This is a genomic window from Stenotrophomonas sp. YJH_SMC_57 (genome assembly GCF_059369755.1).
Genome location: NZ_JCAFSZ010000007.1, coordinates 272,976 through 296,815, shown reverse-complemented (window position 1 = coordinate 296,815; position 23,840 = coordinate 272,976). Strand labels below are relative to the sequence as shown.

14 protein-coding genes are annotated in these 23,840 nt (G+C 66.0%); 5 read left to right on the top strand and 9 right to left on the bottom strand.

All coding sequences use genetic code 11. From position 1 onward, the window contains the following. Window positions 1-175: 175 nt before the first annotated feature. The 3 genes from AC5P7U_RS11975 to mtnC all read left to right on the top strand — a co-directional run bounded on the left by AC5P7U_RS11975 (window position 176) and on the right by mtnC (window position 2,166). Window positions 176-817: a methylthioribulose 1-phosphate dehydratase gene (locus tag AC5P7U_RS11975; RefSeq protein WP_197564693.1), complete on the top strand. Its 642-nt coding sequence runs from the start codon at window positions 176-178 to the stop codon at window positions 815-817. 92 nt (window positions 818-909) lie between these two features. Further along, the gene (locus AC5P7U_RS11970) at window positions 910-1,467 is read left to right on the top strand and encodes a 1,2-dihydroxy-3-keto-5-methylthiopentene dioxygenase (protein WP_006439544.1); all 558 of its coding nucleotides are present in this window, start codon (window positions 910-912) and stop codon (window positions 1,465-1,467) included. Between the two features lie 3 nt (window positions 1,468-1,470). Next, window positions 1,471-2,166 (top strand): acireductone synthase, encoded by a 696-nt coding sequence (gene mtnC, locus AC5P7U_RS11965; protein WP_197564694.1) that lies wholly within the window; start codon window positions 1,471-1,473, stop codon window positions 2,164-2,166. 608 nt (window positions 2,167-2,774) lie between these two features. On the opposite strand, the gene AC5P7U_RS11960 is transcribed toward mtnC, so the two are convergent. The 6 genes from AC5P7U_RS11960 to AC5P7U_RS11935 form a co-directional block, all read right to left on the bottom strand. Continuing rightward, on the bottom strand, window positions 2,775-5,393 hold the full coding sequence (locus AC5P7U_RS11960; protein ID WP_495221143.1) for a beta-mannosidase: 2,619 nt from the start codon (window positions 5,391-5,393) through the stop codon (window positions 2,775-2,777). Between the two features lie 61 nt (window positions 5,394-5,454). Continuing rightward, a complete protein-coding gene (locus AC5P7U_RS11955; protein ID WP_197564696.1) occupies window positions 5,455-6,681 on the bottom strand; it encodes an AGE family epimerase/isomerase in 1,227 nt (408 codons plus the stop codon). Further along, window positions 6,678-7,673: a carbohydrate kinase family protein gene (locus tag AC5P7U_RS11950; RefSeq protein WP_006439406.1), complete on the bottom strand. Its 996-nt coding sequence runs from the start codon at window positions 7,671-7,673 to the stop codon at window positions 6,678-6,680. Before AC5P7U_RS11950 ends, AC5P7U_RS11955 begins: the two co-directional genes overlap by 4 nt. 7 nt (window positions 7,674-7,680) lie before the next feature. After that, window positions 7,681-8,994, bottom strand: coding sequence for an L-fucose:H+ symporter permease (gene fucP / locus AC5P7U_RS11945; protein ID WP_006439404.1), 1,314 nt, complete (start codon window positions 8,992-8,994; stop codon window positions 7,681-7,683). 58 nt (window positions 8,995-9,052) lie between these two features. Next, a complete protein-coding gene (locus tag AC5P7U_RS11940) occupies window positions 9,053-10,102 on the bottom strand; it encodes a LacI family DNA-binding transcriptional regulator (protein WP_049458188.1) in 1,050 nt (349 codons plus the stop codon). A 96-nt stretch (window positions 10,103-10,198) separates the two neighbouring features. Beyond that, a complete protein-coding gene (locus AC5P7U_RS11935; RefSeq protein WP_006439401.1) occupies window positions 10,199-12,664 on the bottom strand; it encodes a GH92 family glycosyl hydrolase in 2,466 nt (821 codons plus the stop codon). Between the two features lie 1,289 nt (window positions 12,665-13,953). Here AC5P7U_RS11935 and AC5P7U_RS11930 point away from each other — a divergent pair. Both AC5P7U_RS11930 and AC5P7U_RS11925 read left to right on the top strand, forming a co-directional pair. Beyond that, window positions 13,954-17,031 (top strand): TonB-dependent receptor, encoded by a 3,078-nt coding sequence (locus AC5P7U_RS11930; protein ID WP_049458374.1) that lies wholly within the window; start codon window positions 13,954-13,956, stop codon window positions 17,029-17,031. Window positions 17,032-17,215: 184 nt separating this feature from the next. Beyond that, window positions 17,216-17,410: a heavy-metal-associated domain-containing protein gene (locus AC5P7U_RS11925; protein ID WP_006436926.1), complete on the top strand. Its 195-nt coding sequence runs from the start codon at window positions 17,216-17,218 to the stop codon at window positions 17,408-17,410. 75 nt (window positions 17,411-17,485) lie between these two features. Here the strand turns inward: AC5P7U_RS11925 and cueR are convergent, their stop codons facing one another. The 3 genes from cueR to AC5P7U_RS11910 form a co-directional block, all read right to left on the bottom strand. After that, window positions 17,486-17,941: a Cu(I)-responsive transcriptional regulator gene (cueR, locus tag AC5P7U_RS11920; RefSeq protein ID WP_006436925.1), complete on the bottom strand. Its 456-nt coding sequence runs from the start codon at window positions 17,939-17,941 to the stop codon at window positions 17,486-17,488. 13 nt (window positions 17,942-17,954) lie between these two features. Then, entirely contained in the window at window positions 17,955-20,447 is a 2,493-nt protein-coding gene (locus AC5P7U_RS11915; RefSeq protein WP_197563057.1) for a heavy metal translocating P-type ATPase, read from the bottom strand. A gap of 151 nt (window positions 20,448-20,598) precedes the next feature. Then, window positions 20,599-23,556 carry a TonB-dependent receptor plug domain-containing protein gene (locus AC5P7U_RS11910; protein ID WP_197563055.1) on the bottom strand — a complete coding sequence of 986 codons (2,958 nt, stop codon included), beginning with the start codon at window positions 23,554-23,556 and terminating at the stop codon, window positions 20,599-20,601. Window positions 23,557-23,840: the final 284 nt, after the last annotated feature.

The following is a 23,840-nucleotide window of genomic DNA, read 5'->3' as shown; positions in this document are numbered from 1 at the left end:
GGCCCGAGCGACTCGGCCAGCTCCACGGCTTGGTGCTTGAACTCATCGGTGTAGCTACGACGGGTGATACGGGACATAAGGGACCTCCAAGTGCGATCAAAGTATCGCTTCTTGGCGTCCGCTGACGGGGGGCCAGATCACTCAGCCGTTGGCCGAATCCAGTAAAATCGCCGGCATGAACGCCCCCACCTTCCCCTACGACACCGCGCGCCTGAGCGAACTGGCCCAGCTGCTGATCGACAACGTCCGCGAACTGGCCCGCGCCGGCTGGACCCCGGCCACCAGCAGCAACTTCTCCCACCGCCTGGATGACCGCCACGCCGCGATCACCGTGTCGGGCAAGGACAAGGGCCGCCTGATCGAGGACGACATCATGGTGGTGGACTTCGACGGCAAGGCCGTCGGCCGCCCGCTGCGCCCGTCCGCCGAAACCCTGCTGCACACCCAGCTGTACCGCCGCTTCCCGGAGATCGGCTGCGTCCTGCACACCCATTCGCCCGTGCAGACCATCGCCTCGCGCCTGTATGCGCCGCAGGGCCATGTGCACCTGGAGGGCTACGAGCTGCTGAAGGCCTTCGCCGGCAACAGCACCCATGAAATGGCCGTGGAAGTGCCGGTATTCGCCAACACCCAGGACATGAATGTGCTCTCGAAACAGGTCGACGACCTGCTGGACCGGCAGAACCTGTGGGGATACCTGATCGACGGCCACGGCCTGTATGCCTGGGGCCGCGACATGGCCGAGGCGCGCCGCCACCTGGAAGCCTTCGAGTTCCTGTTCCACTGCGAGCTGGAACTGCGCAAGCTGCGCGGCTGAACCCGCGTGCAGGTGCAGATGCCGATCCGGAATCTGCGCCGCGTCCCCACCCTGCTACCCTGTCTTCCCCCCGAGACGTTCAAGCTGCCGCCATGAGCCGACTGCGCATCTACGACGACACCCGCCCCGAATCGCCACTGCTGGACAGCCAGGACGGCTCGATCATCGCTGCCGAACTGCAGAAGATCGGCGTCACCTTCGAGCGCTGGCAGGCCACCGCGCCGGTCGCACCGGGCGCGAGCCAGGATGAAGTGTTCGCCGCTTACCGCGCCGACATCGACCGCCTGGTCGCCGAACGCGGCTTCAAGAGCGTGGACGTGGCCTCGATCGCCCCGGACAACCCGAACCGGGCGGAACTGCGCAAGAAGTTCCTCGACGAGCACTTCCACAAGGAAGACGAGGTGCGCTTCTTCGTGGCCGGCTCGGGCCTGTTCACCCTGCACGTGGGTGACAAGGTCTACGAGATCGAGTGCGTGAAGGACGACCTGATCGCCGTACCCGATGGCACCACCCACTGGTTCGACATGGGCGATGAGCCGAGCTTCGTGGCGATCCGCTTCTTCACCGAGCCGGATGGCTGGGTCGGTCACTTCACCGGCACCGACATCGCGCAGAAGTTCCCCCGTTACGTACCCACCCAGGCGTCCTGATCCATGCAGCCCCGCGTCATCCTGACCGACATCGAAGGCACCACCAGCAGCATCTCGTTCGTCAAGAACGTACTGTTCCCTTATGCCCGCAAGGCGTTGCCCGCGTTCGTGGCCGAGCATGGCCAGCAGCCAGAGGTCCGCCGCTGGCTGGATGCGGTGGCCACCGAGATCGGCGGCGCCTGCCAGGACAGCCTGGTGGCCGAGACGCTGCAGGGCTGGATCGACCAGGACCGCAAGCACACCGCGCTGAAAGCACTGCAGGGCATGATCTGGGACGAAGGCTACCGCCGCGGCGACTACACCGCGCACTTCTACCCGGAAGTGGCGCCGGTGCTGAAGGGCTGGCATGCGTCCGGCCTGCCGCTGTACGTATACTCCTCCGGCTCGGTACCGGCGCAGAAACTGTTCTTCGGTTTCAGCGATGCCGGTGACCTCAGCCCGCTGGTGTCGGGCTGGTTCGACACCGAGGTGGGCGGCAAGCGTGAGGCCGACAGCTATCGCCGCATCGTGCAGGCAATCGGCGTGCCCGCGGGTGAGATCGTGTTCCTGTCCGACGTGGTCGAAGAACTCGACGCCGCCCGCGAAGCCGGCCTGCAGACCCGCCTGATCGACCGCCTGGACGACTACCCGCTGCCGCGCACCGGCCAGGCCGCCAACGGCCACGAGCGGGTCGAGAACTTCCAGCAGATCCAGCTGTAGGCAGAATGGTAGATGCCAACCTTGGTTGGCATGTTCCGGGCGTGCCAACCAAGGTTGGCACCTACCAGAGCGCTCCTCAACGATCGTTGAGGGTCCTCTCACGCCGCATGCATACCCGGCCAGGCCGTCAGCGGCCACGAGCGGGTCGAGAACTTCCAGCAGATCCAGCTGTAGGCAGAATGGTAGATGCCAACCTTGGTTGGCATGTTCCGGGTGTGCCAACCAAGGTTGGCACCTGCCACAGCGCTCCTCAACGATCGTTGAGGGTCCTCTCACGCCGCATGCATACCCGGCCAGGCTGTCAGCGGCCATGCGCGGGTCGAGAACTTCCTGCAGATCCAGCTGTAGGCAGAATGGTAGATGCCAACCTTGGTTGGCATGTTCCGGGCGTGCCAACCAAGGTTGGCACCTACCAAAGCGGGATGCCCCTCAACGATCGTTGAGGGTCCTCTCACGCCGCATGCATACCCGGCCAGGCCGTCAGCGGCCATGCGCGGGCCGAGAACTTCCAGCAGATCCAGTTGTAGGCAGAATGGTAGATGCCAACCTTGGTTGGCATGTTCCGGGTGTGCCAACCAAGGTTGGCACCTACCAAAGCGGGATGCCCCTCAACGATCGTTGAGGGTCCTTACCTTCAGCGCTTCGCGCAGGGCAGCCAGATCGACTGGACCGCGCACTGCGATATCCCGGCTTTCGCCCGGTAGCAGGTCCAGCAGGTTGTCTTCGACCTGCACGTCCAGCGCACCGAAATCGATCCACGTTGCGCGCACGTAAGCTGCGCTTTGCAGCCGCAGTCGATAGTGGTCGCCTTCGATGGACAAGGTGGCCTTGAGCTTCTGCCGCGGCAACACCTGGTCCTTGGCTTCGACGAATCCAACCACTTGGCGGGCACTCACCGCCCCGTTCTGCAGCAGCTCGAACACCGCCACCGTGCGCTTCGGGTCGGCACCGGCCAGAAGTTCGGCATCGCGGAAATCACCGATCGAGGTGACACCCGCCGCCGTCAACGTCACCGCGCCCTCGCGACGGCGCAGCACCTTGCCGTCCACGTCCATCACCCGCAGCCGCCAGCGTGCATCCAGCGCGGCGCCATCATTGAGCAGGCGCACCCGCGTGCTGCCCTCGTCGCGCAGCGCGGCCACTGTCACTGGCGCGAAGAAACGCCGCGCGGCGAAATGCAGCGCCTTCCAGCGGCCGAAGTAGTCCACGCTGGACCACGAAGCCCCCGGCCACACATCGTTGAGCTGCCAGTACAGCGAACCCATCGTGTACGGCTGCGACGCGCGATGATGCAGCGCCGCCAGCGCGATGCCATCGGCCTGCATCACCTGGCTCAGGTAGACGAAATCCTCGAAGTCCTTCGGCGTGCCGTAGCCCAGCTCGATGTAGTGCAGCAGGCGGCTGTTGCCCTCGCCGGCCATGAATTTCTGGTGCGCGCGGATCACCGGGCTGTCGATGCGCTGCTCGGCGCGGGTTGCGATCTGGTCCACGGTCGCCACCGACGGCCACGCCTGCAGCCCGTACTCGGACATGAAGCGTGGGGTCTCGCGCAGGTAGGCCTGCACCGGCAATGCCGGATTGCCCCAGACCTGCCAGTAGTGCTTGTCACCGCGGGTCGAGTCGTTGGCCTTCTCGCCAAGGTCATTGCTGGGCGAGCTGGACCAGTACGGTACGCCCAGCCCTTCCTCGCCGACCACCTGGCGCAGGTCGTTGCCGAACAGGTCGACGTAGCCCTGCCAGACCTTCGCCGCAAATGCCGGGTCGGCCGCCTTCAGGTCGCGGCCATGGCCCCAGTCCTTCCACGCGGTCTCTTCCTCGTTGTTGCCACACCACAGCACGATGCTGGGGTGATGCCGCAGGCGGCGCACGTTGTCGCGTGCTTCGGCCACCACGCTGGCACGGAACGCCGGATCGTAGCCCGGTTGCATGCCACCGCCGAACATGAAGTCCTGCCACACCAGCAGGCCCAGTTCATCGGCGATGTCGAAGAACGCGTCATCCTCGTAATAGCCGCCGCCCCAGTTGCGCAGCATGTTCATGTTGGCATCGCGCGCCGCCGTCAGCACCTGCCGCAGTCGCGCCGCATCAACGCGTGCGGGGAATGCGTCGAACGGAATCACGTTGGCACCCTTGGCAAAGATCGGCACGCCATTGATGACGAAAGCAAAGCCCTGCCCGCCCTTGCCGTCTTCTTCGCGGCGCAGTTCGACCGTGCGCAGACCGATGCGCTGCTCGCGCGCCAGTTCCGCAGTGCTGCCGTCGTCAAGGCGTGCCTGCACGGTGTAACGGTCCTGCGCACCATGACCCACCGGCCACCAGCGCCGCGGCCTGGCCAGCTCAACCGGCAGCTCAACGGTGTTCTGGCCGGGCTTCAGCGGCACCGTGCGTTGCACCTGGGCCACGCTGCGGCCCTGCGGATCGCGCACCTCCACATGCACCACGGCCGAGCCCGACACCGCCCCCTGCTCCACCTGCAGCAGCACCGCCAGCGTTGCCTGCTCGGCGTCCAGTGCATCGGTTCGCACGGCCAGATCGGTCAGGCGATGCGCATCCCAGGCCTGCAGGTCGACGCCACGCCAGACCCCGGCGGTGACATAACGCGGGCCCCAGTCCCAGCCGAAGTGGTAGGCCGGCTTGCGCGCAAAGTTGCCGACCATCGCGTCCTTCGGCTCATCACCATAGGGCGACGGATAGTTGCCAGCGATCTTGTGCGGCATGGCCTGCACGTCCGGCAGCAGCGTACGGATCGGCGAACGGAACACGATCTGCAGCTCATTGCCCTTGGCCCGCAGCCGGCCGTCCACGCGCGCGCGCCAGGTGCGATGTGCATTGTCAGCACGCAGCAGCGGTTTGCCGTTGAGGAGGACCTCCGCATAGGTATCGAGCCCATCGAAACGCAGCTCGGCATTGGGCTTGGCCAGCGTCGCCGCATCCACGTCGAAACGGGCGCGGTATGCCCAGTCGGCCAGGCCGATCCATTGCAGCTCGGCCTCGGCTGCGCCGACGTAGGGATCGCGGATCAACCCGTGTGCGAGCAGATCGGTGTGCACGCTGCCTGGCACCTTCGCCGTGCGCCACTGTTGCAGGCCCGGATGCGCCGCACCCTGCGCATCGCCGGGCAGCATGCGGAACTCCCACTGCGCCTGCAGCGAGGCTGCGGTCACCGGAAACACGGATGCTGCGATCAGCAGCAGGAGCAGACGGACAACGAGGGAAAGGCGATGCACGTGATGCTCCTGTTCTTGCGCCGAGCGAGGCCCGGCGCTACCGGTTCCAATACATCGCGCCTCAACGCACGACGTTCAACACTTCGTAGCAGGCACCCATGGTGTGGTAATCCACCTTGCCGGCCGGGCTCTTCTCGTCGCTGTACTTGCGGTTCTCGGCATCGAGGATGCGGAACCATGCGCCGTACCTGTGGTCGACGAAGTGCTCCCACGAATATGCCCAGAGGCGGTCGTACCACTGCCAGTAGCGGTCATCGCCGGTGCGCCTGGCCATCAGTGCGGCGGTGGCCAGCGTCTCGGCCTGCACCCAGAAGTATTTGTCGTCATCGCAGACGAAGCTGTCGCCACCGATCGGGGCGCCGTCCATGCCCGGCTGCCGGCGCGATTCCGGTGCGAAGCCGTAGTACAGGCCACCACGGGCGTCGTCCCAGCTGCGCGCCACGGCCACGTCGAACAGGTGCTGCGCGGTCGGCAGCAGCCAGTCGGCCTGCACGTGGCGATCAAGGATGAGCAGCAGCTTGGCCCACTCGGTCTGGTGACCCGGCTGGAAGCCCCAGGGGCGGAACAGGTGCTTGGGATCGTCCAGGTTGTAATCCCAGTCGATCTCCCAGTTCACGTCATAGTGCTCCCAGACCAGACCACCGGCCTTGGCGGCCTGGCGGCGGGTCATGTTGTCGGCCAGCTGCAAGGCACGCTCGACGTAGCGCTGCTCGCCACTGGCCTCGAACGCGGCCAGCATCGCCTCGCACATGTGCATGTTGGCGTTCTGGCCGCGATAGCCGGTGAAGTTCCACTGGCCATCAGCCTCGTCCTTGTACAGGCCGTGCTGCGGCTCCCAGAAGCGCGCTTCCAGCAGCTGCCAGGTCTCGTCCATCCACTCGCGGGCCTGCTCGATGCCGGCCTTCAACGCGCAGCTGTAGGCCAGCAGCACGAACGCCACGCCGTAGCAGTGGTTCATGTCATCCTCGACCTTGCCGTCGCGCAGGGTCCAGGCGTAGCCACCGGTGGCCGGGTTGCGGTGCACCTCGCGCAGGTAGCGCACGCCGTGCTCGACCGCCTCGCGGTATTCGGCATTGCCGAACTCCCGGTAGGCCATCGCATAGTTGAAGACGAAGCGGGTGCTGCTGACCAGGTGGCGGTGGCTGGCATCGTAGATGCTGCCGTCGTCACGGAAGTAGTGGAAGAAGCCACCGTTCGGATCGATGCAGCGTGGATGGTAGAACGCCATCGTGTCGGCGATGTGCGCACGCAGGAACGCGGGTGAACGGAAATCGGGCGAGGTGCTCATGCGGTAATGTCCTGGGCCTGCAGCAGCTGCTGCACTTCATCGAGCGAGGGCATCGCGGCGAACGCGCCCTTGCGGGTAACCGCCAGCGCACCGACCGCAGCGCCGAAGCGCAGCGTGGCGGTGATCGCTTCCGGGTCGCGGCAGAACGCGGCAAAACCTGCACCCGCCCCGCCGCGCTCGAGCAGGCCGACCAGCACACCACCGACGAAGGCATCGCCAGCGGCCGTGGTATCGACCGTGGCCACGCGGAAGCTGGTGACCGTGCCGTGGTTGTCGCGGGTATACCAGTGCAGCGTAGCTGCACCGTCGGTGACGATGACCCAGCGTGCCTGTGCGGCCAGCAGGCGCCGCAGCACCGCCGCCTCACCATCGGCGCCCATCGGCGCCGCCAGGTAATCCAGTTCCTCGCGCGACAGCTTGACCAGGTCGGCGCGCTCCAGCGCCTGCCACAGGCGCGGCGTCGGATCGACGTCGGCAGGCCACAGGGCCGGACGCAGATTCAGATCGAGACTGACCACCGCACCGGCCGTACGGGCACGGTCCATGCCTGCGAAGGTTGCGTCGGCGATGGCCGGCTCGGTCAGGCTGTTGGAGCACACGTGGAAGCACTGCGCGCTGTCGAGGCATGCGGCCTGGAAGTCGCTGTCACGGAACAGCAGGTCGGCCGCCGGCGGGCGGTAGAAGCTGAAGCTGCGCTCGCCGCTGGCGTCGAGGGCAACGAAGGCCAGCGCGGTCTTCGCCGCATCGGTACGCACGATGTAATCCGTGCCGACGCCGTGCTCGACCAGGCTGTCGGCGAGGAAGTCGCCAAACATGTCGCGGCCGAGCATGCCGACGAACTGGGTCTTCGCACCCAGCCGCGCGGCGGCCACGGCGACGTTGGCCGGCGCACCGCCGGCGTACTGCAGGAACGCGCGCGGGGTATCGGCCGAGGCCGGCGGCTGCGCTAGTAGATCGATCAAAATTTCGCCGAAGCAAACGATGGCACCCATTCCGGACTCAGCCTCCCTGCGTTGCGGAGGCCGGCGTACGCGCGCCGACCAGTCCGTAGAAAATGATGTAGCCGTAGCACAGCAGCGGCAGGATGAAGCTGGCCTGCACACCGATGTGGTCGGCCAGCACGCCCTGCAGGTACGGCACCACGGCACCGCCGACGATGGCCATGATCAGCAGGCTGGAGCCCTTGTTGGTCAGCGGGCCGAGGCGCTCGATGCTCAGCGCGAAGATGGTCGGGAACATGATCGAGTTGAACAGGCCGATGGCCACCACCGAATACAGCGCGACACTGCCGGAGCTCAGCATGGTCGTGACCAGCAGCCCCACGTTGACCAGCGCGAAGATCGCCAGCAGGCGGCTGGGCGAGAAGCGCGCCAGCAGCGCCGAACCGGCGAAGCGGCCGATCATCGCCATCGTCCAGTAGGCCGACACGTAGTGCGTGGCCTGCTGCTCGCTGAAGCCGCCGATGTTCGGCATCGACAGGTAGTTGACCAGGAAGCTGCCGATCGACACTTCGGCGCCGACGTAGAAGAAGATGCCCAGCACGCCCAGCAGCAGGTGGCGCTTGCGCAGCGCATCCAGGTAGCTGTGGTGGTGGCCCTGGTCGGCCTGCTCGGTGGCGTCGCTCAGCGCCGGCAGGCGGAACAGGAACACGAACAGCGCCAGCAGCACCAGCGCCACGGCCAGGCCCACGTACGGGCCCTGCACGGCCTGTGCCTCGGCGGCACGGTAGGCCAGCTGCTCGGCGGCCGGCAGCGCCGCGATGTCATCGGCACTCTTCACCGTGTTGGACAGGATCAGCATGCCGCCGAAGATCGGCGCGATGGCCGTGCCCAGCGAGTTCAGCGCCTGCGCCAGGGTCAGGCGGCTGGAGCTGGTCTGTTCCGGGCCCAGCAGCGCGACATAGGGGTTGGCGGCGACCTGCAGCACGGTGATGCCGCTGGCCAGCACGAACAGTGCGCCGAGGAAGGCGCCATACACGCGCAGCTCGGCCGCCGGCCAGAAGCCCAGCGCGCCGATGCCGGCAATCACCAGGCCGGCCACGATGCCCTTCTTGTACCCCAGCGCGGCGACCAACCGGCCCGCCGGCAGCGACATCAGGAAATAGGTGCCGAAGAAGGTGAACTGCACCAGCATCGCCTTGGCGTAGTTCAGCTCGAACACTGCCTTCAGATGCGGAATCAGGATGTCATTGAGGCAGGTCAGGAAGCCCCACATGAAGAAGATCGTGGTGACCACGGCCAGCGCCTTGCCGTTGGTGACGGCAGGTGCGTTGCCCGAAGAACCCGATGGACGGGGCGTTGCGGAGATCGGCATGCGGTACGCGCCTCGATGCGCGGAAGGTCGTTGTTGCGTGGAAGGGGTAGGAAAGGAATCAGTTTGGCCGTGCGGCGCTGCTTTCACGGATGCGCAGCTGCACCGGCGCGACCGTGCGCCGCGGTGGCGCATCCGGTTCGTCCAGCCGCTGCAGCAGCAGCGCCGCGGCCTGGCGACCGCGCTCGCGCGGGTCGGCCGTCAGCGTGGTCAGCGGCGGCACCGCCACCGCTGCCTCGGAAATATCATCGAAACCGGTAACGGCGAAGTCACCGCCCGGACGGATGCCGCGCGAGTTCAGGCCCAGCATCAGGCCCAGCGCCACGGTGTCGTTGTAGCAGACCGCCGCACTGGGTCGATGGCCATCGGCAAACAGCTCATCGGTGCGCGCCGCGGCTTCCAGGCGGTTCGGCGCCGACTCGATCATCCAGCCCGGCGGCAGCGACAGGCCGGCCTCGGCCAGCGCCTGCTGGAAACCGGCGCGGCGCTGATGGCATGAACTGGAGGCGGCATGGCCACCAAAGAACGCGATCTGGCGATGGCCGCGCTCGATCAGGTGGCGCGTGGCCAGGTAGGCACCGTGCTGGTTGTCCAGGGTCAGGAAGTCCCAGTCGGCACCTTCCAGTTCGCGGTTGAACAGCAGCACGTTGGCATTGGCACCCAATGCCTGGCGCAACTGCGCGGTATCACTTCCTTCGGCCGGCGACAGGATCAGGCCGGCCGGGGTGTGCTCCATCAGCGTGGACAGCACCGCCTGCTGGCGCTCGGGCGATTCACCGGTACTGCCGAGCAGGGTCACATAACCGCGCCCACCCAGCGCCTCGTCCACGCCGGACGCGAATTCGGCGAAGAACGGGTTGGATAGATCGTTGATCACCAGCGCGATGCTCGACGAGGTCCGCCGGCGCAGGTTGGCCGCCGCGCGGTTGTAGACATAGCGCTGGCGGCGCAGTTCGGCCTCGACCTTGGCCCGGGTATCGACGTTGACCAGTGGGCTGCCGCGCAGCACCAGCGACACGGTGGCCCGCGACACGCCGATGGCACGCGCGATGTCGGTCACCGTCACCGCCTTGCCGGCGCGCTTGCTGGAACTGCTGCCGTTGTCGTTCATCGTCTTCCCGGACTCCGCTGGAGGCTCAAGCCTAATGGATCAGGGCCGTGTCGTGCCGTGCCGTTCGCTGGGTCACCGCGAACGGCACAGTCCGGCTCAGCGCAGCTGGCTGCCCGGTGCCGCGCACCAGGACACCGGCAGGTCCTTCACCGCCGTGCCCCAGCCCTGCTCCGGCGCCTTCGCATCCAGCGCGAACTGCAGGCGCGGGCCCTGCTGCAGGCGGTTCCAGTCCAGCCATACCGGCGCATGCGCCTGGCCATCGACCTTCACGCCCTGCACGTACTGCAGGCGCCGGCCATCCGCACCCGGCGCGTCGATGCGCAGGGTACGGCCATTGCCCATGTCCACTTCCACCTTGCTGAAGCGCGGGGTGTGCAGCAGGAACTGGCCGCTGCCCGGCACCGCCGGGTACACGCCGATGGCACTGAACAGGTACCAGGCCGACATCGTGCCCAGGTCATCGTTGCCGGTCACGCCGTTCGGCGCATTGGTGAACAGCTGCTGCGCGGCGCGCACCACCGCCGCGGTCTTCCACGGCTGGCCGATCAGCGTGTACAGCCACGGCGAGTGCAGGTCCGGCTCGTTGTTCGGGTTGTAGCGGAACTGGTTGTAGTAGCTGTACGGCCCGACCACCCACTCCTTGCGGGCGGCATTGAGCGGATCGGCCTGCAGCGCATCCATCGCGAAGAACGCATCGAGGCGGCGGCCGGCCTGTTCGCGGCCGTCCATCGCTTCTACCAGGCCCGGCACGTCCTGCTGCGCCAGCCACTGGTACTGCCACGCCGTACCTTCATGGAAACCATGGTGCGAGCGCGGGCTGTAATGGCCATCGGCCGGGGTGTACCACTGGCTGTCCTCGGTACGCGGGCGCGGGAAACCGGTGAAGCCGGTCTCGGCGTCGCGCACCTGCGGATCCCACACCTTGCGCCAGTTGCGACCGCGCTCACGCAGCGTCGCCGCGTCCTGCGCATGGCCGAGGCCATCGGCCATCTGCGAAAGCGCACAGTCGGCCAGTGCGTACTCCAGCGTTGCCGAGCCGCCGTGGTGCGGATCGACGTCCATGCCCTTGGACGGGAACGCGCGGTCGTAGACCACATAGCCCTTGTCCAGGTAGGTCGGGTTGCCGGAGCGGCCGGCCATCCGCGAGTTCAGCGGCGGCGTACCGAAGGCGTTGCGGCGCAGCGCATCCCACGCCTGCGATTCACGGCCCTTGAGCGCGCCGAAGCGCCACAGGTCGACCATGAACGGCGTGACCGGATCGCCGGTCATGATGTTGGTCTCGAAGTTGGCATAGCCCCAGCGCGGCAGCCAGCCACCCTGCTCGTTGATCGCCAGCAGCGTGCGGCCGATATCGCGTGCCACGTCCGGGCGGGTCAGTGCCAGCCACTGGTTCTGCGCACGGTAGGTATCCCACAGCGAGAAGTACTCGTAGTAGGTCCAGCCATCGGCGCGATGGATGCCATCGTCATAGCCACGGTAGCGGCCATCGGCATCGTTGCCGGTCATCGGCTGCAGCAGCGCGTGGTAGACCGCGCTGTAGAACACGGCGCGGTCGTCGGCGTTGCCGCCCTGCACGCGCACCCGGCCCAGCTGCTCGCGCCACGACTGCTGCGACAGCGCGCGCATGCGGTCGAAGCCGAGCAGCGCCCCACCCTGCATGCCGTCGGCGCGCAGGTTGATGCGCGCGCCCTCGGCGTCCACGTGCGAGATCGCACTGACTGCGGTCACCGACTGGCCCTTGGCCAGGTCAAAGCTGAGCCAGGCACCATTCGGTTTCTGCTCGCCTTCCATGCTGTGGCGCGCACCCGGCAGGCCACCGCCCTCACCCCAGGTGCCATGCGCCTTGAACGGACGGTCGAACTCGATGCGGAACCAGGTGGTGTACTGATGGCCACCACAGAAGCTCTTGGTGACCAGCTTGCCTTCGACCACGCGGTCACCCACCACATCAACCACGCTGCCGATCACCGAATGGCGTTCGTTGGCCTGGCCGACATTGACCAGCACATGGCCGTCGCCCTGGCGCTGGCTGAAGGTATAGCGCTCCGCGGCGGCACGGGTGCGTGCGGTGGTCTCGGCATCGATGCCGCCGTAACTGGTCAGGCGCACCTTGTAGTAGCCGGCCTGGCCGATCTCGCCGTCGTGGCTATAGGACGCGGCGTAGGCCTTGTGATCGAACTGCTTGGGATTGGCGGTATCGAAATCGCCGCCCGGACCGATCGAGCCCGTGACCGGCAGCACCGACACCTGGCCGCCCTGCTCCCAGCAGCCGGCGCCGGAGATGAACGAATGGCCGAAGCCGCGGATCTTGTCATCGTCATAGCGCCAACCCGAATAATGACTGCCGATCGGGCTGACCTGGATCAGGCCGAACGGTGCCGACGCGCCCGGGAAGGTATTGCCGTCGTCCTTGCTGCCGATGAAGGTATTGACCTCACGTTCCAGCGCCGCCGGCGCCGCCTGCAACAGCATCGGCGTGGCCGACAGGGCGAGCAGGCAGGCCAGGCGCGCCAGCGGGCGCGAAGGAGATGGGACGGCGGGAGCGGACGGCACTGGACGCATGTCGGGTTCCTGTAGTCGATGACGCGGTGGCAGACGGTGCGGATCGTCCGGCACCGTTCCACCGAGCCCCGCCTTCGACCGGCAGACAGCTTCCCCTGGAATGACGCGCGACCCGTTGAACCGTGAATTTAGATCGATTCAAGTAGAGCATGCCGATTCCGCCGAATGCATTCTGCGCCGCAGCATGAGGGGGTGTTCGGCAGGGCTGCCGCCCTGCACCCCTGGTAGTGCCGGCCGCTGGCCGGCAACCACAACGGCAAGAGCAGAAGCGGGTTTCCTGAGGGATGGCGGGGTGGGTCCGGTTGCGGGGGACGCTGCAAGTACGTCCATGTAAGCTCGGTCGCCGCTTGCTCGTGTGCGCAGTCCTGCGCACACGGCAAGACCGGGGTTGGGCGTCCTGCCCAAGCCGCCCGAGGCATACCTCGGGCCCATGCGGCTCACGCCCCCGCAACCGGACCCACCCCGCCTTCGACAGATTCCCGCGATCTGTAGATCCACGCCATGCGTGGATGAATCTCTGTCAGATAACGAAATCAATCGGGGTCAAAGCCGTTTTCCAAAGGAAAACGGCTTTGACCCCATGACCCCACGTGATTCCAGGATCCATCCAGCCGTCACCGGGAAACTGTCGAAGGCGGGGCGGTGTGGGCTGGCAGGAGCGTTGGCGCCATGGATGGCGCCATCGAGCCCCCATGGGTGAGGGCGCTTTGCTTGCGAAGCACTGCTTCGCAAGCGCCCGAACGCACAGCCGCCAGCGGCTGGGCCGGACCCCGGAGGGGGGTTTACGGCGTGTCCTGCCAGCCCACACCGCCCCGCCAAACCAGCAGAAAACCAGAGCCGCTTTGGCTTTGGCTTTGGCTTTGGCTTTGGCTTTGGCTTTGGCTTTGGCTTTGGCTTTGGCTTTGGCTTTGGCTTTGGCTTTGGCTGTTGCCGGCCAGCGGCCGGCACTACCGCAGGTGCAGGGCCAGCCCTGCCGACCCACCTTCCCCTGCGCACGAAAACGTTTTCACAGATTTCAGAAAACCGTCATCCCTTCGCCACGCCAGTACCATATTGCGCAGCAGCATGCGCCCGCGAGCGACCCATGCTAAAAAACGCCCGCCCATCGCTTAGATCGATCCAAGACGACATTGCGATGGCCGGGAATTGGGGAGGCAGTCACAGGACGTACCAGGCAAAACGCACGGTACTACTGCCACTGCATGGCGATAGCGACAATGTCACTTCAAATTAGATCGATTCAAGTTGTCCGTGCCACGTCACCGGATCAATCCAGGAGAGAGGGAGAGATGGGAATGAAGCATTCAACACGTACGCACGGCCAGGACGCATTGTCGCTGGCCATCGCGCTGGCCCTGGCCGCCGCCGTCATTCCGGCAGGCGCCGCCGCGCAGCAGGCCGCTTCCACCGGCTCGCAGGACGCCACCACCCTGGACAGCGTCCAGGTCACCGGCTACCGCTACGCCATTGAAAAGAGTCTGGAGCAGAAGCGCGACGCCAATGCCGTGGTCGAAGTGATCACCGCCGAAGACGTCGGCAAGTTCCCCGACAAGAACGTCGCCGACGCACTGCAGCGCGTACCCGGCGTGGTCATCACCCGCAGTGGCGGCGAAGGCAAGAGTGTCAGCGTGCGCGGCCTGGCGCCGGACCTGACCCTGACCCAGTTGAACGGAAACTATGTCGCCACGTCGGAAACCAACGACGAAGCGACCCGCTCGTTCAACTACACCCTGCTGCCGTCGAACATGTTGTCCAGCGCGGAGCTGTTCAAGTCGCCGGAAGCACGCATCGACGAAGGCGGCATCGGCGGTACGGTCATCCTGCACACCCGGCGTCCGCTGGACATGGAATCCAACTCGGGCTTCGTCACGCTTGAGGGCACGTCCTCCGACACCCACCACGATATCGACCCGCAGGCGTCGGCGCTGTACTCGTGGCACAGCAAGGACGAGCGGTTCGGCGTGCTGGTCGGCGTGACCCAGCAGAAGCGCACCACCCGCACCATGGAAGCCACCACCGAGGACTACCAGTGGTATGGCGCCGGCAAGGCGCGTGATGCCAATGGCAACGTGCAGTCGCAGGATGGCATCCACTACTGGTGGGGCAAGTCCGGTTTCAACAACCAGACCGGCGGCAACTACAGCGATTTCTTCATGCCGACGTCGGTCAACTTCGCGGTGAAGGAAGAAAAGCGCGAGCGCAAGGGCGGCCAGCTGACGTTCCAGTTCAAGCCGGTCGACAACGTCACGATGACCGCCAATTACTTCCGCTTCGAGCTGCAGGGTGACTACACCCAGAACATGCTCAAGATTCCGGAATGGAGCATGGCGCGCTACAACCAGGACGGCAACTGGGACGGCGGCCGGCTGCTCAATGGCCTGGACTTCGACCCCAGCGGCAGCATCGTCACCGGTGGCCAGTTCGAGAAGCTTCCGGGCAAGGCCTACATCTGCAGTGAAGACCAGGCCAAGGCCGCCGGCCTCAAGCCCGGTGGCTGGGGGCCGGACGACTGCACCATGCCTACCCCGCAGCTGACCGGTGGCTACAGCAAGGAAAAGGCGCTCTCGCAGACCGCCGACCTGACCATCGACTGGGACATCAGCCCATTGTGGAAGGCGTCGTTCACCGGCGGCCGCACCTGGTCCGAGGGTGGCCCGTCGATGAACTTCCGCATGTCGGCCAAGCCGCGCCGCAAGGTCGGCAACGACTACCTGTCCGGCAACCAGTACAGCGCCTGGGACTTGACCGGCACGCCCTCGGCCACCTTCTCGCCCGACCTGCAGCAGCAGTTGATGAACGGCATTGCCGAGGTGGATACCGGCTCGACCGACTCGTCGTGGAAGCGCACCGAGGTCAAGCAGAACTACTTCCAGGCCGACGTCACCAAGCTGTTTGAATCGGGCTGGCTGGACTCGATCCAGTTCGGTGCCAAGTACCGCGACGGCAAGGTCCACCGCAACACCGGCAACACCTACTGGGTGTGCCCGGGCCGTGATCCGGCCGACTACAAGGACGGCCGTTATCAGGCCGGTTGCGACCCGACCGCCGGTGATGCGCAGCCGGGCTTCTTCCTGTCCAATCCGATCAGCAACATCGCCGGCGGTTTCAACGCCAACGTGTTCCCGGGCATCAACTATCCGGCCTACATCGATTACCTGAACAAGACCTACGGCGGTTCGCACAACCGTACCGAGGACGACTTCGTCTACAACGTCAACGAAAAGATCTACTCGGGCTACTTCCAGGCCAACTTCCGCACCGAACGCCTGCGCGGCAATGTCGGCGTGCGTGTGGTGCGCACCAAGCAGTTCGCACAGTCTTCCGACTCGATCGAGAAGTTCAACGACTACTTCCTGGACAATGCGTCGGGCGCGCCGATGGCATGCACCGACCCGGCTGCCGCGGCTTATCCGACCTATGGCTGCGAGAGTGGCTTCGTGCGCCTGCCGTATGATCTGGCGCAAAGCAAGACCTACGACCTGATCGGCGTCGACCGCACCTATACCGACGTGCTGCCGAGCTTCAACATTGCCTGGGACATCACCGACACGCTGGTGCTGCGCGGCGCCGCGTCGAAGGTGATCGCCCGTCCGGGCTACACGGATATCGCAACCCCGGGTGCATTGAGCTACTACAGCGCAGAGTATGTCGACGATCGCCGCGTGGCGGGCGGTGCACCCAATCCGGGCTGGGCGGGTGAGGGCAGCAACAAGCAGCTGCAGCCCTTCAAGGCCACGCAGTACGATCTCGGCCTGGAATGGTACTTCCAGCCGGGCGCCGTGGCCGGTGTCGGCCTGTTCCGCAAGGACGTCAGCAATTTCACCGTGCCGGTCGTGCGCGACATGCAGATGAATGTCGGCGGTGAAATGGTGACCGTGCAGAACTACAAGACCAGGGCCAATGGCCAGGATGGCGTTTCGCAGGGCGTGGAGCTATACGGCCAGTACACCTTCGATTTCGGCTTCGGCGTGCAGGCCAATTACACCTACAACGACACCAACCTGGCATCGATCGTGCTGGACGGCCAGAACATCGGTTCGTCGCCGTTGGTGGGTAGCGCCAAGAACCAGGCCAATGTCACCGTGTTCTACGAGAACGACAAGTTCCTCGCGCGCGCGTCGTTCAACCGTCGCGGCCAGGTGGTGGGCGGCCTGCAGAACGGCATGACGGTCTACACCGAGCCGTATGACCAGCTCGATCTGAACGTGGCCTACAACCTGACCCCGGACTGGACCCTGACCGCTTCGGTGATCAATGCCACCAAGTCCGAGCAGCGCGTGCACCTTGGCAACGACAGCAAGGCCCGCCTGATCTCCAACACCTACGCAGGCCGCCAGCTCTACTTCGGCGCCACCTGGAAGTTCTAAGGCCACACCGGGTTGCCCGGGCCTGCCCCGGCGCAATCCACGCCCCGCTCCGGCGGGGACGTTCCTCCACGGCAGCCGCGCTGGTACAGGTGGCTGCCGTTTTCTTCTTCAGCCCAGCGCTTGACCCTGCCATCGTTGGAAGGTGCACACTGGCCCTACCCCAAGAGCACGCAAGGAGCTACAGATGGAATTCCATGTCGATGGTATGACCTGCGGCGGCTGCGCTCGCAGCGTGACCCGCGCGATCCAGCAGGTCGATCCGAACGCCAGCGTGGTGGCCGACCCGCCGACCGGCCTGGTCAAGGTGCAGACCACCGCCTCGCAGGAGCAGGTCTTCGCTGCGGTGAACGATGCCGGTTTCCCGCCGCGCAGCGCCTGATCCACTGCCTTCAGAATGCAAAGCCCGCCCGGTGCTGCTACACCCGGCGGGCTTTTTCGTGCCTGCGCCAACAACTCAGTGCTTGTGCGCGCGCCGCCGTACCGCCCCGGTCTTCGCGGTATCAGCCGGCACCGGGGTCTCATCATCTTCACCCAGCCGCTGCAGGATCGGGCACTCCGGGCGCTCGTCACCCGCGCAGCAGCTGATCAGCGACTTCAGCGTGTCGGCCATCTGCCGCATGCTTTCGATACGCTGTTCCAGGTCGGCAATGTGCTGCTCGGCCAGGCGCTTGACGTCGGCACTGTGCCGCGAGGTGTCGTTCCACAGACCCAACAGGTCGGTGATCTCGGCCACCTGGAAGCCGAGATCGCGGGCGCGGCGGATGAAACGCAGGCGGTGGATGTCCGCCTGCGAGTACGCGCGATAGCCCGACTCGGTACGATCGGCCGCGGGAATCAGGCCGATCTGCTCGTAGTAGCGGATCATTTTCGCCGAAACACTGGAGGCCTTGGCGGCTTCACCGATGTTCATGCGGTTCTCTCCTTCAATGCGTCGCGGCGGGGGCATCCGCCATCGGCGGCTGGAAGCGGCGCAGGCGCAGCGCGTTGCCCAGCACGAACACGCTGGACAATGCCATGGCACCGGCTGCGAACACCGGCGACAGCAGCACACCCCAGACCGGGTACAGCACGCCGGCCGCGACCGGGATCAGCGCGGTGTTGTAGGCGAAGGCCCAGAACAGGTTCTGCCGGATATTGCCCAACGTTGCCTTCGACAGCGCAATGGCATTCGGCACGCCCTGCAGGTTGCCCGACATCAGCACCACATCGGCCGACTCCACCGCGATGTCGGTGCCGGTACCGATCGCCAGGCCGACGTCGGCCTCGGCCAGCGCCGGTGCATCGTTGATGCCGTCGCCAACGAAGGCGACGTGGCCGTGCGTGGCCTTCAGGCGGCGCACCGCTTCGACCTTGCCTTCCGGCAGCACCTCGGCCACCACCTCATCGATGCCCAGTTGGCGTGCGATCGCCTGCGCGGTACCGGCGTTGTCGCCGGTGATCATCGCCACCTTCAGGCCCAGCTGGTGCAGCGCCGCGATTGCGGCCGGCGTGCTCGGCTTGATCGGATCGGACACCGCGATGATCGCCGCCAGGCGCCCGCCGATGGCGGCATACAGTGGCGACTTGCCCTGCCTGCCGAGTTCCGCCGCCAGCGTCGAGAACGCGGTGATGTCCACGCCAAGGTCGCGCATGAAGCGATCAGCACCGACCTCGACCCGCGCACCAGCGACGCTGGCGCGCACGCCCATGCCAGTGACCGATTCGAAGTCGAGCAGGGCCGGCAGCGCGATGCCCTGCCCGGTCGCTGCATCAACAATGGCACGGGCAATCGGGTGCTCCGAACGTGACTCCACTGCCGCCACCGCAGCCAGCACGGTGCTGCGATCAAAACCCTCGGCGATCTCGAGATCGGTCAGTCGCGGACGCCCTTCGGTCAGCGTGCCGGTCTTGTCCACCGCCACCACCTGCGCATCCTTCAGCAATTGCAGCGCTTCACCCTTGCGGAACAGCACGCCCATCTCGGCGCCACGACCGGTACCGACCATGATCGACGTCGGCGTGGCCAGCCCCATCGCACAGGGGCAGGCGATGATCAGTACCGCCACGGCATTGACCAGGGCGAAGCTCAGCGCCGGCGACGGGCCGAAGATCAGCCAGACCCCAAAGGTCGCCAGTGCGGCCAGCATCACCGCCGGCACGAACCACAGCGTGACCTTGTCGACCACCGCCTGGATCGGCAGCTTCGAGCCCTGCGCCTGCTCGACCATGCGGATGATCTGCGCCAGCATGGTCCGCGCGCCTACCGCCGTCGCGCGCACCGTCAGCGCGCCCTTCTGGTTGACCGTGCCGCCGACCACGCTGCTGCCCGGCTGCTTCTCCACCGGAACCGGCTCGCCGCTGATCATCGATTCGTCGATGTAGCTGCGGCCCTCGACCACCTCGCCATCGACTGGCACGCGCTCGCCCGGACGCACCTCCACCACGTCGCCACTCATCACTTCATCGACCGGGATATCGACCGCGCGGCCGTCACGGATCACATGCGCGACCTTGGCCTGCAGGTTGACCAGGCGCTTGATCGCCTCGGACGTACGGCCCTTGGCGCGCGCCTCAAGGAAACGGCCGAGCAGGATCAGCGCGACGATCACCGCCGCGGCCTCGTAGTAGACGTTCACCGTGCCCGCCGGCAACAGCTTCGGCGCGAAGGTCGCCACCACCGAGTAGCCGAATGCCGCGGCAGTGCCCACCGCCACCAGCGAGTTCATGTCCGGCGCAAGCCGCAGCAGTGCCGGGAAACCCTTCTGGTAGAAACGACGGCCGGGAATGGCCAGCACCAGCAGGGTCAATACAAACTGCAGGTACCAGCTGGCCTGCATGCCGAGGGTGGCCATCACCCATCCGTGCATGCCGGGAATCAGGTGTGAGCCCATTTCCAGCACGAACACTGGCAGCGCCAGCACGGTCGCCACGATCAGGTCGCGCTTCAGTTGCACGCGCTCGGCGTCCTTCTTCTCTGCGACCTCGTCGTCCGGCCGCACGCCCGCCTCGATCACGCGTGCGGCGTAGCCGGCCTTGTCGATGGCCGCCACCAGCGCACCCGCGTCGGCCACGCCGCGCACTGTGGCGCGTTCGGTGGCCAGGTTCACGGCGGCTTCGGTGACGCCGGGCACCGCGCGCAGCGCGCGCTCGACACGACCGACGCAGGACGCGCAGGTCATGCCCTCCACCGCCAGCTCCAAAGTGGCGGCGGGCACGTCGTAGCCCACCCGCTCCACCGCCTGGATCAGCGCGGCGCGATCGACCGGACCGGACGCACGGATATCCGCACGTTCGGTGGCCAGGTTGACCGAGACGCTGCCCACGCCCTCGACCTTGGACAGTGCCGCTTCGACCCGGCCGACACAGCTGGCGCAGGTCATGCCCTCGATGGGCAGGCTGATGGTGGGCAGACTGGCGGTGGCGCGGGACGTACTCATGATCGGATTCCCATGGATTCCTTCTGGATGCGGACAGGCTAAACCTTGCCATCGTGGGAAGGTCAAATCCAGCCTGCCCGCATTTCCTGAATGGGCATCCAGGTGTCCATATCCACGCATTGCGTGGATCTACCAGCGGAGGTGGGTCTCCTCAGAAGGTGAACACATACTCCAGTGCGAACTCGCGGCCGACCGCGCCGAGCAGGCGCGTCGGGGCAAAGTCGTAGTCCAGCTTGTACGGGTCCTTGTGGTTCCAGCTGGCCGAGTTGAACGCGTTGTTGACGTAGACATTGACCTTGGCGTGCTCGGTCACCTGATAGCCCACGTTGAAGTTCCAGGTAATGAACGGTCCGACCCGCCCGAAGTAGCGCGCGGTCTGCTGGCCAGCGTTCGGGTTGGGATTGGGCGAGCCGTCCGGTCGCGTTGCCGGCTCCAGGCAGTTCAGCGACGGGCTGTCACTGGGCACGTAGCCATCGGCGAACGGCAGGCAGCCACCGGGGTTGTCCAGGCGATCGGTACCCCAGTGGTAGCGCACGCCCGGCACAGAGCCGATGCGGTCGGCATAGACATTGGCGTTCCAGTTGCCACGCTGCCAGGCCAGGCTTGCGCGCAGCTTGCTGCGCAGGTCGCGGTCGCGGCGTTCCGGGTTCGGGTCGGCGGCGTAGCGCTGCTCCTTGGTCGAGATCTGGTTGGTGTAGTTCACGCCCAGCTGGAAGCTGCCCCACTGCGCGGTCTCCAGGCGGTAGCGCGCGGTCAGGTCGATGCCGCGTACCTCGCGGCTGGCCAGGTTGAAGGGACCACGCTCGATCGACACCAGGCGTCCGTTGCTGTCACGGTTCACGCGCGCCAGGATGCCCGCACAGTACTCGCCGCCGGCCGGATTGGCCCACGGCGTGCCGTCCATGTTCTTGCCGGTCAGGCAGCCGGCCTCGCTGGCCAGCACTTCGTCGGCACCGACGTCGACGATCATGTCCTCCAGCTTGATCGCCCAGTAGTCGGCGCTGACCGACAGGTTCGGCATCACGTCCCAGACGAAACCGACCGTCCACGAATCACCTGTCTCCGAGCGCAGCAGCGGCGTGCCACGCCGGTTCACATCGAACGTGTACCAGACGTCGGTGTTGCCCACGCCGCAGTTGTTGACCAGGTAGGCACCGCTCTGGATGCAGTGCAGGCGGTCATAGGTCTGTACTTCGGAGCTGCTGGGCTGGCCCAGCAGGTAATGCATGTCCGGCGCGTGGAAACTGGTGGCATACGAGCCTCGCACCAGCAGCGATTCGACCGGGCGCCATTCCAGGCCGACGTTCCAGGTGGTTTCCTTCTGGCTGCCGATGTTCAGGGCCTCGGCGCTGTCGTCGGCCTTGTAGCTGCCATAGCGGTCATAGCGCGCCGCCGCGGTGGCGACCACGCTGTCCAGCAGCGGGATCTTGAACTCGACGCCGGCCGAGTAGCGCGTGCGCTCGCCGCCACCGCGGTCGACGTTCTGCAGGTCGAAGTCGATGCCGGCGCGTGGATCGGGACTGAGGTGATAACCCTGCTGCGCCACTTCGGCCACGGCGGCGAACGAAATCGGGCCGGCCCAGCCCTGGAACAGTTCACCGGTGATGTCCGCCGACGCCTGGTTGACCCAGGAGCTCGCCCGATTCTTCGCTACGGTCCCCATCTGCCAGTACTGCTCCGGCGTCAGTGGATTCCACCAGCGTGATTCGTTCAACGCATAGATCGCCTCACCCCCGGCGGTGGTGCCCAGCCGTGGGCCGAGGAAGTAGTCGTAGGACTTCTGCCTGTCCACCACGTTCTGTCGTTCTTCCACGCGGTAGTACGAACGCCCCACCGTCGCACTCCAGTCGAAACGGTCGGCGAGGCGGCCACGCAGGCCCGCGCTCCAGTCCCAGGACAGTTCGCGGTTGGTGTTGCGCAGCGTATCCAGGCCGCCCACTTCGTTCGGGGTGAACTGGCGCACGCCGAGGATCGGGCGGTTGCGGTTCGCATCCCAGTAATAGCCGTTGTCATCGTCGATCAGCGACACGCCGGGCGGATTGGTGCCCCAGATGGCTTCGGAGCGATACACCGCCAGGTTGGTCCACGCCTGCAGGTCATTGCTGAAATCGAAGGTGGCGTACAGGTTGCCGGAGACGTTCTCGGCGCCGCCGGTCAACAGCCAGTTGGCGTAGTCGGCGCTCATGCCGCACAGGCGGCCGGTGTTGGTGATGGTGTTGGCGGCGTAGTTGTAGACCAGGCGATCGGCGGTGTAGTACTCGCCGTTGAACTTCTCGCAGGTGCCTTCCGGTGGCGCCAGGCGCTGGCCGTTGGTCGGATCGATCAGCGCCAGGCCGGCGGTGGGTCGGAAGCCGACCTTGCGCTGTTCCATGTTCCAGGACGAGTACGGCGCATCATCGGCATCGTCCATCTGCGGGCGATCGCGGCCGAACAACGGATCGCGCTTGGTGTACTGCAGCGCGTAGGTCACGCTCCAGTTGTCGCCGGTCTTGCCGCCGGCCCAGGACAGATCCCAGGTATCGCGGCCGCCTTCAGTGGAAGTACCGCCGCGCACACGCACTTCGTCGCCGTCATAGTTGGTTTTCAGGATGACGTTGACCACGCCGGCGATCGCGTCCGAGCCATAGATGGCCGAGGCACCGCCCGTCAGCACTTCGATGCGCTCGACCGCCGCAGCCGGAATGTTGCCGTAGTTGGAGAAGTTGGTTTCACCGCCATAGGGCAGCGGGTAGTCGGCCACGCGACGGCCGTTGACCAGCAGCAGCGAGCGGTTCGGGCCCATCCCGCGCAGGTTCAGGCCACTGGCATTGGGCGTATGCGAGCCCCACTGCGAGGCCGCTTCAACCGTTCCGGTCGCTTCGGTGAGGGTCTTCAGCGCGTCGTACACGCTGACAAAGCCTTCCTTCTGGATCTGCGCGGCGGTGATCACGTTGACCGGCGCCGGGCCTTCGACGCTGGCGCGCTTGATGCGCGAGCCGGTAACGGTGACCGCATCGAGATCCTTGGTGGACGAACTGGAACTTTCCTGCGCGCTGGCCGCCAGGGGCAACAGGGCCAGGACCAGGGCCTGGGACAGCAGGTGACGGCGCTTGCGGACGGACTGAGCCATGGGTGGTTGCTCTTCGAAGGTGTGGACGCACGGACGGGTGGTGGCGCGGCACTACGGCTGATCCGGGCGCCTGGATCGGTCCAGGACCGGTGCGGCACCCTCCCCTGTGGATCGATCCAAACTAAAGCACAGCTGAACCACCAACGGCATGCGGCAGCGCAGCAACACACCACGGATTGCCGTTACCGGCCGCCGTTGGCCATGACAATCAAATAGTTGCCAGACAACGCTGAGAGAAGGCCCCACGGATCGATGACACGATCGCGACAAACGCGCGCGGAACG

Bases quoted from the DNA above. Each gene is read 5' to 3' on its own strand.
- AC5P7U_RS11955 (WP_197564696.1), bottom strand. From the start codon at position 6,681: ATGAGCACCTCGCCCGATTTCCGTTCACCCGCGTTCCTGCGTGCGCAC.
- cueR (WP_006436925.1), bottom strand. From the start codon at position 17,941: ATGAACATCGGTGAAGCCGCCAAGGCCTCCAGTGTTTCGGCGAAAATG.
- AC5P7U_RS11975 (WP_197564693.1), top strand. From the start codon at position 176: ATGAACGCCCCCACCTTCCCCTACGACACCGCGCGCCTGAGCGAACTG.
- AC5P7U_RS11915 (WP_197563057.1), bottom strand. From the start codon at position 20,447: ATGAGTACGTCCCGCGCCACCGCCAGTCTGCCCACCATCAGCCTGCCC.
- AC5P7U_RS11950 (WP_006439406.1), bottom strand. From the start codon at position 7,673: ATGGGTGCCATCGTTTGCTTCGGCGAAATTTTGATCGATCTACTAGCG.
- AC5P7U_RS11935 (WP_006439401.1), bottom strand. From the start codon at position 12,664: ATGCGTCCAGTGCCGTCCGCTCCCGCCGTCCCATCTCCTTCGCGCCCG.
- AC5P7U_RS11940 (WP_049458188.1), bottom strand. From the start codon at position 10,102: ATGAACGACAACGGCAGCAGTTCCAGCAAGCGCGCCGGCAAGGCGGTG.
- AC5P7U_RS11910 (WP_197563055.1), bottom strand. From the start codon at position 23,556: ATGGCTCAGTCCGTCCGCAAGCGCCGTCACCTGCTGTCCCAGGCCCTG.
- AC5P7U_RS11925 (WP_006436926.1), top strand. From the start codon at position 17,216: ATGGAATTCCATGTCGATGGTATGACCTGCGGCGGCTGCGCTCGCAGC.
- AC5P7U_RS11930 (WP_049458374.1), top strand. From the start codon at position 13,954: ATGGGAATGAAGCATTCAACACGTACGCACGGCCAGGACGCATTGTCG.
- fucP (WP_006439404.1), bottom strand. From the start codon at position 8,994: ATGCCGATCTCCGCAACGCCCCGTCCATCGGGTTCTTCGGGCAACGCA.
- mtnC (WP_197564694.1), top strand. From the start codon at position 1,471: ATGCAGCCCCGCGTCATCCTGACCGACATCGAAGGCACCACCAGCAGC.
- AC5P7U_RS11970 (WP_006439544.1), top strand. From the start codon at position 910: ATGAGCCGACTGCGCATCTACGACGACACCCGCCCCGAATCGCCACTG.